This window comes from Enterococcus xiangfangensis, from assembly GCF_005405365.1.
Lineage (GTDB): Bacteria > Bacillota > Bacilli > Lactobacillales > Enterococcaceae > Enterococcus_A > Enterococcus_A xiangfangensis.
In genome coordinates, this window is the sequence record NZ_BJDX01000006.1 from 70087 (window position 1) to 84274 (window position 14188).

6 protein-coding genes are annotated in these 14188 nt (G+C 40.5%); all 6 read left to right on the forward strand.

Annotated features, from left to right (window positions below):
- The first annotated feature begins 194 nt into the window (after nt 1–194).
- The 6 genes from FFM68_RS08540 (at nt 195) to FFM68_RS08565 (ending at nt 13999) form a co-directional block, all read left to right on the forward strand.
- Nucleotides 195–1103 (forward strand): class C sortase, encoded by a 909-nt coding sequence (locus tag FFM68_RS08540; RefSeq protein ID WP_137618941.1) that lies wholly within the window; start codon nt 195–197, stop codon nt 1101–1103.
- Nucleotides 1096–1974 (forward strand): class A sortase, encoded by an 879-nt coding sequence (locus tag FFM68_RS08545; protein ID WP_137618942.1) that lies wholly within the window; start codon nt 1096–1098, stop codon nt 1972–1974. Before FFM68_RS08540 ends, FFM68_RS08545 begins: the two co-directional genes overlap by 8 nt.
- Nucleotides 1975–2046: 72 nt before the next feature.
- Nucleotides 2047–3600: a SpaH/EbpB family LPXTG-anchored major pilin gene (locus tag FFM68_RS08550; protein WP_137618943.1), complete on the forward strand. Its 1554-nt coding sequence runs from the start codon at nt 2047–2049 to the stop codon at nt 3598–3600.
- Between the two features lie 66 nt (nt 3601–3666).
- Nucleotides 3667–4347 (forward strand): prealbumin-like fold domain-containing protein, encoded by a 681-nt coding sequence (locus FFM68_RS08555; RefSeq protein ID WP_137618944.1) that lies wholly within the window; start codon nt 3667–3669, stop codon nt 4345–4347.
- The gene (locus tag FFM68_RS08560) at nt 4340–11296 is read left to right on the forward strand and encodes a BspA family leucine-rich repeat surface protein (RefSeq protein ID WP_137618945.1); all 6957 of its coding nucleotides are present in this window, start codon (nt 4340–4342) and stop codon (nt 11294–11296) included. The genes FFM68_RS08555 and FFM68_RS08560 overlap by 8 nt, the downstream gene beginning before the upstream one ends.
- Before the next feature lie 384 nt (nt 11297–11680).
- A complete protein-coding gene (locus FFM68_RS08565) occupies nt 11681–13999 on the forward strand; it encodes a BspA family leucine-rich repeat surface protein (RefSeq protein WP_167483473.1) in 2319 nt (772 codons plus the stop codon).
- The last annotated feature ends 189 nt before the right edge of the window (nt 14000–14188 follow it).

Below are 14188 nucleotides of genomic sequence, written 5' to 3' on the forward strand. Positions count from 1 at the left end.
GTGGCAAAGAATTCTATTTTTGACATTAAAAATTGTCACAATGATTGTAACGAAGCGGCAAACCTGACAAAAAGTTTGATACAAACTGGGGTGGCTGAACAGGGTCTTTTTAATAGAAGAATATTAAAAAGTATCCTCAAAAAATAACTGCTTTTATTTAAGAAACAACAGGAAACGGAGGGGATGAACGATCTGTGGCAAAGAAAAAAGTTGATAAAAAGAAGCGGAAAAAACGCATCATCTACACTTTTTTCAGCAGTGTCATCCTTCTGGGCGTCTTATTACTATTAGCACCGATCTTTTTCGATATGATTGATCTTGCTAAACGCAAGGATATGGTTGCCGACTATGAACAAAAAGTTCCTGAAAAAGGCAACGCGACGATTGAATTGATCAAAAAATATAATAAGATGATCTATCAGCAGCAAAAAGGTGAAGCGGCAGAAGAAGTCAAGATTACGGATATTCAAAGTGATTTGAAAACACCGATTGGCTTTGTCAACATCCCAAGTATCCACTTGATCAACATGGTGATCCACTTTGGCGATTCTGACTGGGTATTGAATCACGGGATCGGGACGCTACCATTTACCACGTTGCCAATCGGCGGCAAGAACACACTCAGCGGTGTTACGGGACACTCTGGATTGGCAAATCAGATTTTATTTGATAATATCCGCTACCTAAAAAATGGTGATGTCTTCTATCTGAATGCTTTTGGTAAAGAAACGGCTTATAAAGTCTATGACAAAAAAGTCGTTGATCCAAAAGATAAAGATGCGGTGAAAGCTTTTTATATCCAGCAAGACAAAGATCTCGCCGCGCTGATGACGTGTACACCGTTGTTTATCAACAGTCACCGCTTAGTTGTTTATGGCAAACGAATTCCTTTGAAGGCTGCGAAAGAAGTCAAAACAGTTCATCGAACAGTTTGGTCGTTAGACACAATCTGGATCGCAACGCTGCTGATCTTCTTATTGCTCTTGCTGTTGTGGCTGATCTATCGCTACTTCCGCGATCGACGCAAGGAGAAGCAGCCGGAAGACGAGCTGGGAGACAGTGAACATACGGATGAAGCAAACGATGTGAAAACTGATGATTAAACGAATCTTCAAGTATTTTCTCATCCCGACCTTACTTTTTTTTGCGACAACGCTTTGGGTCTATGACGGCTACCATAAATTATTGACGCCGCCGGACACTTCAGTCACTTTGACAGAAGGCCAAGCACAAGCCGCAAAAAATAAAGCAAAGGCTGTTTCACAAACTGATAAAGAACGTGAGAAGATCCAAGACGCAGACATGCAAGTCTTAGTGACGGCCCGCTTGAAGCGCGCCGAAACAATGGCGCAAGCCGGGGTCGGTCGTCTCGCAATCCCGTCAGTTGACCTTGATTTGCCAGTGTTAAATCAAGTGACGGAACTTAATTTATCTACCGGTGCGGCGATGTATTTTCCCGAACGTCCATTAGGTGAAGGAAATGTCGTCTTAGCTAGCCATAATTTTTCAGATGCGGATGTCTTATTGCATCGGATAAAAAATGTGACGACCGGAACAAAAATTTATTTAACGGATTTTACGACCGTTTGGATCTATCGTGTCACCGTCAATCGGACGATTCACGAAAACCAAACAGAGGTCTTAGATCAACCAAAAGACGGACCCGCGCAAGTAACCTTGCTGCGCTGTGAGGACGGTATCGGCACACCATATCGACGGGTCGTCCAAGGTGCTTTACAAAAAACGCAACTTTTTTCAACATTGACCGCAAAAGAGCAACGTGCTCTAGGCATCGATGAAAAAAATGCACAAGCAACAAACAGCGAACGCAAACAACAATCAGAAAATTGGATGAGCAATCAACTAGCCCTCAGCATTCAACAGAAACGACCAACGATTTGGCTGGTCGGAGTACTGTTGGTCAACTTGCTTGTTTTAGCCATCCAAGGAATGTCGTTCGTTCGCAAAGACTAATCGCTGAACCTAGAGAAGAAGAAATCTTCGACTCTATTCAGAAATACACTCAACCTAGAGGAGGAAAAAGAAATGAAAAGTAATACGGTTAAGAAATCCCGCAAATTATTGAGTAGCTTATTGGTTTGCGGAACATTGTTGGGCACGATGAGCGCGGCTGCACTCGTGACAGTTGGCTCAGATAACGGACAAGTAGCATACGCTGCGGCAGAAGTACCAGATACTACATCACCACGGGTACTGAATATCCACAAATATTCAAACACAACAGGCGCAGAAGCAGCAACTGGTTTAGAAGGTGATGCAGCCAATCTTGATGGCACAAATAAACCATTAGAAAATATCTCATTCAAAGTAGAAAAAGTAAATCTGCCAGCAGGTTGGGCAGGCGATACAGCTCCAGCAGCGGCTGACTATGTGGCTGATGCTTCATTTACACCTGTGACTACAAAAACAGATGCAGACGGCTTAGCATCATTTGCTTTAGGCACAGCCAATGGGTACTACCGTGTAACAGAATTACCTAACGCGGCAGTTGAAACACCAGCAGTTCCATTTATCGTAACGTTGCCACTGACAAAAGATCAGGGCACAGAAACAACATCTGATGATACATTGTCTTACACTGTTGATGTTTATCCAAAAAATGATTTAAAAGACATCAACCTTAATCCAGTGAAAACACTTGAAAATGAACCTATCAAAACATCGGTTAAAGCCGGCGAAGATGTAACTTGGAAATTATCGATGGATATTCCTGCTGGTTTGTACACGCCAGAAACTGCAGCTGGAGCTGACGATGCAGTTTACGCGAAGAGCTTGACTCTAACTGACCCAATTGATGCCGCTTCTCTTGGAAAACCAGAAGATGCTGATATTACAGGTACATTCGTTGATAAAGATGGCAAAAACCAAGATTTGGTACAAGGCACAGATTACACAATTGCTACAACTTCTGATGATACAACACACAACTTGGTAATCACATTAACTGAAGCTGGTATGTTAAAAGTTTATGAAGGTTCAAAACTTGAATTCCACGTAATAACTGAAGTTTTAGAAAATAAAACTGACGGAGAAATCGTCAACAGTTTCACAACAAAATATGTTGGACCTGACGGCGGCGAAACAGAAACAGAAACGCCAGTCGACCCAACTGATCCAGGAACGCCAACCATCAAAATGGGGAATGTTACCGTAGAAAAAGTTGATGAAGCAGGTCAACCATTGGCAAACGCGAAATTTAAACTTGCTACAGATGCAGCAGGAACTGAATTTGTAACGAAAGCAGACGGCACAGACTATGAATTAACAACAGACTCAACTGGTAAAATCGACTTTACTGGTTTGGAAGTTGATCCAGAAACTGGCATACAAGATTACTACTTAGTCGAAACATCTGCACCAGTTGGTTTCGATAAAGATGATACAGTCTTTTCAGTTACTGCTGCTAACGATGATACAGTGGACCAAACAGTTGTCAATAAAGATAACCAATGGATCCCTAACTTGCCTGCAACCGGGGATGACGCTCGTTTGATTCTATTAATCACAGCAAGCACATTAATCGTTGTCGGTGGAGTAGCAGTTATCCACTACCGTCGTAAAGAACAAGCAAATAGCTAAACGTCACGGCAAGGAAAGTGTACCTCGGTAACGAGGTACCTCTTTTCTTAGGAAGGAGGATTTTGCATGAAGCACAACATACGATTGTTTAGTGTGCTGATTATCAGCCTTGCTGGACTTGCACTAGGTCAAACGGTCTACGCTTCTGATGTAATGAATAGTCCTTCGGTTACCGTCGTGAAGCGCGAGACTGCAAGTTCTTCCACAGTGACGCAAACAACAACACCTTTAGCAGGTGCTCATTATCGTTTGACGCGCGTTTTACCAATCAATGGTAAAGAAATTGTGCCGACCGATTCGGCTACCTATCTACTGCCTTCCAATGATTTGGCTCTTTCTGTTGAATTGATCACCGATGCGGATGGTCGTGCGATCTATGGAGACACAGAAGCATTAGCAGAAGGCTATTATCTATTGGCAGAACAAAGCGGTGACGGGGTCGAAAAACCTGCTGATCCGATCGTTTTTAAATTACCGTATACTGACGCAACAGGAAAAGTGACCGATGATTTTACTTATGAACCAAAATCGGGACTAGTAGAAACGGACACAGATGATCCTGTCAAAATCACATCCGGTAATGCAACACCTAGTCAAAGCGGCTCTTCCACGATCATGCAAACAAGCGGTGAAGTGTGGCAGGTTTCTTTGACGAAAACATTGTTCAGCACCACTATTTTATTGAGCAGCATCATCGGAGGGACCGTTTTGGTGCGTAAACGTTGGGAGGAGAAGAAATATGAATAAACGAGCTTTAAACCATTTTTTCTCCAAGCAAGCACCGCAGTCGGAGGGTTCTACGAAAAAAGCGAAATACCGTTTAATGCACTTGTTTGCAGTCGGTATCTTAAGCGTTCAAATGCTTACATCAGCAGTTGCGCCGGTGTATCAAGTTGCCGCTGAAACGACGACGCAAACGAGTCAAACAACGGAAACAGCATCTACCGAACAAACCAAGCCGACGACGTCAAGTGAACCGGCAGCAAGTTCTGCTGAAGCTAAGACGACGAGTGAATCATCGACTGAACCTGCTGAAGAAACAGATCCAGCCAAAGTTCGCTCTGATTTGCTCAAAACGATCGCGCAATTCGGCGATACCGCAGGGACGACCGTGACTGTTACTGACAAAGCAATCAAGATCGAATTGTCTCCGAAACTAAGTAAGAAAGCCGAAGAAATCAAAAAAGCAATCACTCCGTTAGTACCTGACGGGTACAAAGCAGAGATCACAGCAAAACAAGCCGACCTGCAATCAATTACAAATCTGGACCAATTGACTACTGCGGATATCAAATCCCTTACGATGACTTGGTCACAAGATCCAGGTGCGGCAACAACTACGGGTACAGCAGTTTATCCAACTGGTTTTGTACTTACCTTCAACACTTTCGAAAATGGCCGGACAGCAACTTGGAAACCTGGCGATAAAATCACGATTCCTAATTTAACCTATACCGGAGCGTACGGGGATGTTTCATTAGAACCAAATTTTGTCAGAACTACAATTGCCGGTCTTGGTTATATTGAAGGAAATACGATTACAGTAACAAATGAAGATATTGGAAAAGAATTAGCGATTAATTTTGGTAATTTAAAGAAATCAGATTTTGCATCTTTTACAACAGATATAAAACTACCGGCTAAAGCGGATGTCACCGCATCTTTCTTAGGCCAAGAATTGAAATTTACCGCTATCGATGAAAGTGCTAGTTGGACTGGACAGATTGGTGAAGTGATCAAAGATGGCGAGGTACCTGGAGGTCGCGACTTTAGTTTCCAATATAGCGGCAGTTTCTTTACTGGTGATAAGAGTCGAGACCTTTCTTATGGTGCTGCTTATCATGACGCGGCAGATTTTAGTGCCTATGTCAATAAGGTAAACGATGAAACAAAGGATTATCAAGGGATATACCCGCTTGAACCTACCATGAAGAAATTAGCAGAAACACCGGGAAATCTCTTCATGGTCAATACTTATCCGGCGACTGAAGCCAACAAAAAAATTCTGACAGTGACTGGCAGTAATCTGTATACCAAATCAACTGTCGGCGCGATATCTGGATTGACAGAAGATGGGCTTCATCCAATGGTTGGCGGTAAAGGCAGTTCGCTCTTTCTCGTGAATACCACGACACGTTACTTTGAACCGGGTACGACAAAAGCAGAGATGAAAGCGGCTCTGGCCGTTGGTGAAACGGGTTATTCCAAACAAGCGGATGGTTCGTTTATCTCACTGGTCAACATGGGGAATTATAGCTCCGATGGCGACCATATCAGTTATGCAGATATTTCGTATCCTAATTCACTTTGGCCGGCGATGATCAGAAATCAACAAACGCAACCAGCTGATAGTTTTAACGCAGCCGATTATCAAGCCAAAATGGTTGCTGCGGATGGAGCAGAGACACCACCGTTGTTTGCTGCACAATATTTATCTACGATTACTGTAGAAGATCCATCTGATGGAACCACAACGTATGATCTTAATTCAACGATTGAAGGAATGGATGACGCGCCTGTCAACGGAACTTCATCCGTATATACACCAATGAAAATGGATCCGGCAACAATTAGTACAGAAGGTTTAGCAGCAATCAAGATCAGCTACAAATCTGGCGATACGATTGTTGGTCAATCGAAGACGATCTATGCAGAACCTGGCACGACCTTTGATGCATACAAACAAAGTAGTCCGAATGAAGTATTTTTCCCTGATGAATTTAAAGTTGATCCATTTACTTATCGTAAGACAGCAGAACCAACAATCAAAGATTTTGGCGCAGTAGGGACTACAACAAATATAGTAGTCGAATACGAGCCGCTGGCTACGCTTCAGTTGAACTATAAAGCTGGAGACAAAACGATTGCGGGTTCTAAATTGATTTATGATGTGGGAGATACTAATCTGAAAGATTATCTTACTGCTAATGCAGATTCAGAAACCAATTCAGAAGCTAAACTGTTTCCTAAAGAAATAAAAAATGGTACAACGACTTATCGATTGAAAGATTCCTTCGATCCAGCAGCTCATACCTTTGGCGCAGGAGGAAGTATGACATCAGTTGATGTAGAGTATGAAAAATTATCAGATATTGGTTTTTGGACACCACACGAGGGCTATGATCTGACTAAGAATACCGGGACTTATGGTGATACTGGCCTAGAGTTATATGTTTCTTCTGAAGATCCATGGCTGGATAGAATCGTTGGTGATCCGACAGCCGATGAGAATAAGACCAAGGTTTTAGCAAAAGGAATTTTTGGTTATAATTCCATAGCTGAATCATCAAAATGGTATATCGATACTGATAATGTCTTACACATCGGGTCAGGTGCTACCGCATGGCTAACAACTGAGAATTCTCCATGGCTTTCGTATAAAGATGAAATTACTAAGGTTCAAATTGAAGGGAAACTGGATATCAATCCTCAGTCTAAAGGACTGTTTGGTTCATTAGACAAAGTTACTAGTTATACTGGTTTAGAAAACTTCGATTTTACTCTTACTCATTCTGGATTTGGGAAGTATGGTGGAATAGATTTAAGCAGTATATTCAAAAATAATACTGCTCTAACTGATCTATCTGGAGAAGAAAGCTGGAATCTATCAAAAGTCACAAAAGCAAATTCAATGTTTGAAAATGCTGGGATAGAGACGTTGGATGCTCCTAATTGGGGATTTGATACGTTAACAGAAGCTTACGGAATGTTTTATAATGCCAAAGACCTAACAGCAATCAATGGAACTGAAAACTGGAAGATGACAGAAGTCACAACGATGTGGAGCATGTTCAATAATGCATCAAGCATCGAACGTCTAGATCTTTCTAGTTGGAATACGGGTAAAGTTGCCTATGTCAATGATATGTTTACCGGAATGACTGCTCTAAAAGAAATTACATTTGGTGAAACTTTTAAAACGAGCCAGTTAAGTTCAGGAAATGTGGCATTACCAAATACCACAAGCACGATAAAATGGCGCAACGTTGATAAAGCGGCTGGCGGGACGATCGCAAAACCGATGGGTACAGCAACTATTGATGCCTATGATGGAACATTGCCAGATACCTATGTGTTAGAATCTGGACTTGGTTTTTGGACACCGCAAACAGGGTATGATCTTAGCAAAAATACTGGGACTTACGGTGATGCGGGTCTAGAAAATTATATCTATAGTACCGATAATCCATGGATTGATCGGGTCGTTGGTGAAGTTGATACGATTAGTAAGGTTGAAGTTAAAGCAAAAGGAATTTTTGGTCCTGATGTGGCTACAGGTGTGAAATGGTACATCGATATGGCTGGTGTGTTGCACTTAAGCCCAGGAGCAATGAGAACTACTGCCGGATTCCTTGATTCACCGTGGTATCAGTACAAAGATAAATTTACTACAATCAGTGTTGATGGGAAGATTACTCTAAACGCAAACGCATCTTATCTGTTTGATAATTTAACTCAAGTTACTAAGTATTCAAATTTAGATCAGCTAGATTTATCGAAAGTCACAACTGTTGCTAGCATGTTTATGGGTAATGAATCGATAACTGAGTTAAACGGGATCGATAAATGGGATACAGCTCAAGTTACTAGTATGAATAGTATGTTCCGAGATACAAAAGCTTTGACAACGATTGGAGATACTTTGAATTGGGATACCAGCAAGGTAACAAATATGCGAAGTATGTTCAATGGTGCTGGAAAACTAGCGAATCTTGATACCTCAGGCTGGAATACTAGTGCTGTCACGAATATGGGTTTTATGTTTAACGGTGCATCATCATTAAAAACCATTGATACGTCAGGGTGGAACACAAGTAATGTTACTGCTATGGACAACATGTTTAATGGAGCCTCTGCATTGACAACACTTGATGTATCTGGTTGGAATACCGAAAATGTTACTACTATGGGTTATATGTTTAATGGTGCTTCATCATTAACAGCTCTAGATACGTCTGGCTGGAAAACACCAAAAGTGACAACTATGCGAACAATGTTTCAAAATGCAAGTTCGTTGACTAAACTAGATTTTTCAAGTGCAAAAACTAATTTAGTAACGGATATGAATTATATGTTTAACGGTACAACCGCTTTACGTGAAATTACATTTGGAACAGAATTTGCGACGAGTCAATTGAAGGATAAGGATCAAAGTCTAGTAGTTGGAAAGGTAGATCTACCTAATACGACAGATAATGTTAAATGGCGTAATGTAGCAGATGGAACAATAACTGCACCAAAGGGAACAGAATTTCTCTCAGCTTATGCAAGTGCTGTCCCAGATACTTATGTTCTGGTTGACACGGTAAGCGATGCGAAAATTCGCTACAATGATGTTAATGATACTGATCCACTTACTACTACAAAAGCAACACAAACAGTAAACGGAAAAGTTGGCGAACCTGAATTAGTTACGTTGTATGATCCGTGGACTTCTCCTGAATTAAAGGATCAACCATATGTCTTTGCGGTTGAAAATAGTACAACGACAGGTTTACCTGATCCAATGACTGCCTTTTACCGCGACCCATTATCAGTTACGATTGTAAGTGGAGCGACAGCCACTGGTGATGACAAAGTTGTTAGCTTACAAAAAGTTCAAGCAAAAGGAATTTTTGGCGATGTGAAGTGGTATATCGATATGGAGGGAACCTTGCATATCGGATCAGGAACGTTTGGCGAACCAGTTCCAGCTCCGGGGATGCTTGCACCATATGAGCCGGGAGAAATGGGTTCACCTTGGATGGTCTACAACGATATAATAGATGATGTCATCATTGATGGTTCAGTTATTGCAAATACTGATTCAACTGCGTTGTTTGGTAGATTAGATGCAGAAAGTATCTCAGGATTAGAGAACATAGATGTTTCTAATGTTACTGATATGGGCTATATGTTCAGCGATATGTCTAATTTGAGTGAGTTAGATCTTTCAGCTTGGGATACTTCATCTGTAACAAATATGACCGTTATGTTTGCACAGAACAATTTTAGTAATGTCGATCTTGGAACATGGGAAACTGAAAATGTCACGGACATGTATGCAATGTTTGCTATGACACCAAATCTAACAAGTCTAGCAACGCCAAATTGGAATACGGAAAAAGTAACTACAATGCAAGGGATGTTCATGGGTGCTTCGGCATTGACGGAATTAGATTTCACTGGTTGGAATACATCCAATGTGACAGATATGACGATGATGTTAGAACCGATGGACCCTTCAATGCCAATGGCTCTGAAAAAAGTTACTTTTGATTCAACTTTTGCAACAAGTCAGTTAGCAGCCAAAGCTGTTGAGTTGCCTAACACCACAGACTCGCTTAAATGGCAGAATCTTGCGGGTGGAACAGTTGATACACCTAAGGGAACTGAATTTTTAACGGCTTATGCAAGTGTTGTACCGGATACCTATGTCTTAGTCGATACAATAACCGATGCGAAGATTCTCTATAATGATTCTACCGATTCTAATGTTGCAACAAAAACAAAAGCGACACAGGCATTAAGTGGAAAAATTGGAGAGACTGAAACAGTTGATCTATATGATCCGTGGACTTCCCCAGAATTGAAGGATCAAAAATACGTCTTTGCAGTTGAAAAGAATGCAACGACCGGCTTACCTGATCCAATGACTGCCTTTTCTCGTGATCCATTATCAGTTACATTCCAAACAACTACTGATGACGATGAAATTGTTAACTTACAACCAGTCCAAGCCAAAGGAATATTTGGTGATGTGAAGTGGTATATCGACATGAAAGGAACCTTGCACATTGGTTCTGGAACGTTTGCGTCACCTGTTTTGAAAGATGGCAGCGCGGTTTCTCCATGGAACGATTATACGAAAATCGTCAATAATATCAGTATTGAGGGCAACGTGACTGCGAATGAAGATTCAAGTGCGTTGTTCCAAGGATTTAAAATGGTCACTGAAATTTCAGGGTTAGATAAGTTGGATGTGTCCGATGTCAAAAACATGGACCATCTGTTTTATGAATTGACAACCTTGAAAACACTTGATATTTCAAGCTGGGACACAACAAATGTTACGAATATGAGTAATATGTTTAGAGATTTGCAACGAGTACCGGAAATCACATTTGGGGACGGTTGGGATACGACAAACGTTACTAAGATGGATTACATGTTTGCGATGATGCCTACATTAAGTAAGATCAATCTTGAAGGCTGGAATACAAGCAATGTAACTACGATGGAAGGCATGTTTATTGCGGATATGGCTTTAACAATTTTAGACTTCTCAAGTTTCGATACTAATAATGTTACAGATATGACTGCAATGTTCGCTTACTTAGTGAGCTTGAATGAAGTAACTTTTGGTGAAAATTTCAAAACTGAGAATGTAGCATTCAGTTCAAATGATTATGGTGTTACTGAAGATGCTAATGGTCAAGTGGTCTTACCTAATACTACGGATGAACCAACTGTTACAAGATGGCAAAATGTCGGAGATGGAACAGTAGCTGCGCCAACAGGTGATCAACATTTGAGCGCCTATGCAGGAGCTGTACCGGATACTTACGTTTTAACTTCTGGAACAATTAAACCAATCTTACCTGATACTGGTAGTGATCAACGTCTGATTGCTTTGATCAGCGCAAGTGCCTTGATTGTTCTAGGTTTGTTGGGAGTAGTATGGTACAAACGGAAAGACAGCGAGATTGAAAGATAATCTTCGTTGACGAAATGTTTGTCACAAACAGCGACATTGACGCAATAAACTAATTTCAATACGAGGATAGGGAATCTTTCCAATTCTGCGCTAGTGATTGTCACCTAAGGCATGAACGGCAGAAAGAAAGGTTCCCTATACCTATATTGGATAAAAGAAAATTTTTGGAATGCGATGGAAAAGGGATAGTCGCTTAATATTAAGCAAGCTTAATATTATTCGAGTGTTTGGCTTTTCAAAGTGTGTGATTATAAAATAAGAGAAATAAAACCATTTTTTTAAGTAGCAATAATAAAAGAATGTTCACTAAGGTGTTATAGTTAACTTGTTGAGAACATGTATTATTTTATTTGGCTCGAAATGATCAAATATGGGGGTGTATTCATGAAAAACAATAGAAAGCATGAGTATCTTATTCGTGTTGACAAGACAAAGCCCCGTGAATATAAGCAAAAAAGTTGGTTACCATTTTTTGTAATCGGTTTCGTGATTTGGGGCTTACTGAGTAGTTTTTTAAGTCCGTTAGTTTCGGTTTATGCAGCAAATGAGTCAGCAAGTTCTGATACAGCAATTACTGACAAAGATACAAACCTGTCTTCTACGACAACTAACAGTTCTGACCCTGGTACAGACACGACAGCAACAACAGATGGATCATCAAGCACACCTGATTCATCAGAAGCTATCGTTTCACCGCTAAGTTTTGATGATTTAACTGCGACAGATTTAGCTAGTAAGCCAATAGTCAGTTGGTCGCAAACTGCTCCCGATGTTGCCGCAAAAACCAAAGTTTATCCTACAAATTTTACGATCAAATTAAAATCAATCAAAGATGGTCGGACGTTCACTTGGAAAGCTGGAGATGTTATCACACTGCCAGCATTGACTTATACTGGCGCTTATGGCGACCTTACTCTGAAATTTGCTTTCACAGATAAAAAAATTAGCGACCTCGGGACAATCAATGGCAATGAATTGACTATGGCTAAAGAAGATACCGGAGAAGCATTGACCATTGAAGTAACAGAGGTGAATGCAGAAGCGATTGATGTGACACTGCCAACGCCTAATTTAGCTAATGCCGCTTCGACTGCTAAGTTTTTAGATTCAGAGTTTAAGTTCAATGTCATCGCGAGCACAACACCCAAGTTGGCTGCAACACCTGTTATGGCAGCGGCTTTAGCCGATGCTACGACGACTCTTAATCCTTGGAAATACTTAAATGATGGTGATCCAAAGATAAATACCGGGACTTATGGCGCAACCTATCCACTAACAGATGGGTCGACGTTAGATTTTGCAAATTATGTGCTGACAGGAAAAGAATTTCTTGATTCTGTCACGGATGATCCGAATACGATCGCAAAAACGCCCGTACTTAAAAAAGGAATTTTTGGAACAGTGAAATGGTACATCGGCACGGATGGTGTCTTGCATCTGAGTGGAGGAACTATGGGAGAAACAAGCAGAACGATTTTTCCGAACAATGAGTCACCATGGAATCAATACCATACTCTGTTTACGAAAATCAAAATTGAAGGAGATATATCCATAAAATCTGGCTATTATCTTTTCGGGAAATTAAGTGAACTGACCCAAATTGATGGTTTGGCTTATTTGAGTTTTACTGGAGTAAAAGATTTAACAGGCATGTTTCAAGGGACAAAAAATTTAATGGAAGTAGCTGGTACAAGTAAATGGAATTTGTCATCAGTAATAACCACTTCGGCGATGTTTTATGGTTCGGGGATTAAATATTTAGATGCAAGTGATTGGAACTTTGGGAATGCGACATCCTTTGCTTCCATGTTCAATAGTGCTAGTAACTTAACGACAGTCGTTGGAACTGAGAAATGGGATACAAAAAATGTTACGAACATGGTTTATATGTTCAATGGCGCATCTAGTCTTACCACGCTTGATGTTTCAACATGGGACACCTCTAATGTAGGAGTAAAAAACCTAGAGACTGATGCAACAAAACCGGCACGTTATGGATCAATGTCAGCAATGTTTAAAAATACTTCTCAGTTGGAGAGTCTTACTCTCGGCAATGCTAAAGATGCGACTGCAAAAAGTTGGAATACCTCAAATGTTGCTAATATGACGGATATGTTTTTAGGAATGAATAAATTAAGTGTAATTACTTTTGGTAAAAATTTTAACACTGCAAAACTCACTACTAAATCCGTTGCTTTACCTAATACGTCTACCACAGTTAAATGGAAAAATGTTGGGGAGGGTACACTATCGATACCAAGAGGAACAGAATCTTTAACAGCCTATGCTGGCAAAGTGTCAGATACGTATGTTCTAGTAGCTACTGACCGTGTTGGAATTGATGTAACAGTACAAGATAGTTTAGGAAACCCACTAACAAATGTTGAAGTCACACTATATAAAGAAGATGGCAGCACAGTAGCTACTATCAAAACAAATTCAGAGGGCAAAGCTTCATTTTCTCCACAACCATACGGGAAATATAGTGTCAAACAGATAACAGACTTAACTAACTTTAGCGAGCCCGCTGCTGAACAAATCGAGTTATCAAGTACAACTACTGGGTTTAAAAAAGTCACCTTGATCAATAATTTTAAACAGATGTTGCCTTCTACTGGTTCTGCAACTCGCCTATGGGTAGTCGTTATCGCCAGTTTGATGATAATTAGCAGCGCTGCAGTCCTAGTTGTTCGTGTTAAATAATAACTGTGTTTCAAGAAGTAAAAATCTCATATCAAACAGCCCAAATCTAGGATAATTTGGGCTGTTTGATATGATCGAAATAAAGAACTACGAGGGAAACATCATTCCAGACTCTAGTCTGAATAGAAAACCGTTTAATCAAATTCTTGGTTGTTCTTAGAAAGAGATTTCAAATATAAGGGATTCTTG

Bases quoted from the DNA above. Each gene is read 5' to 3' on its own strand.
- FFM68_RS08545 (WP_137618942.1), top strand. From the start codon at position 1,096: ATGATTAAACGAATCTTCAAGTATTTTCTCATCCCGACCTTACTTTTT.
- FFM68_RS08550 (WP_137618943.1), top strand. From the start codon at position 2,047: ATGAAAAGTAATACGGTTAAGAAATCCCGCAAATTATTGAGTAGCTTA.
- FFM68_RS08565 (WP_167483473.1), top strand. From the start codon at position 11,681: ATGAAAAACAATAGAAAGCATGAGTATCTTATTCGTGTTGACAAGACA.
- FFM68_RS08560 (WP_137618945.1), top strand. From the start codon at position 4,340: ATGAATAAACGAGCTTTAAACCATTTTTTCTCCAAGCAAGCACCGCAG.
- FFM68_RS08555 (WP_137618944.1), top strand. From the start codon at position 3,667: ATGAAGCACAACATACGATTGTTTAGTGTGCTGATTATCAGCCTTGCT.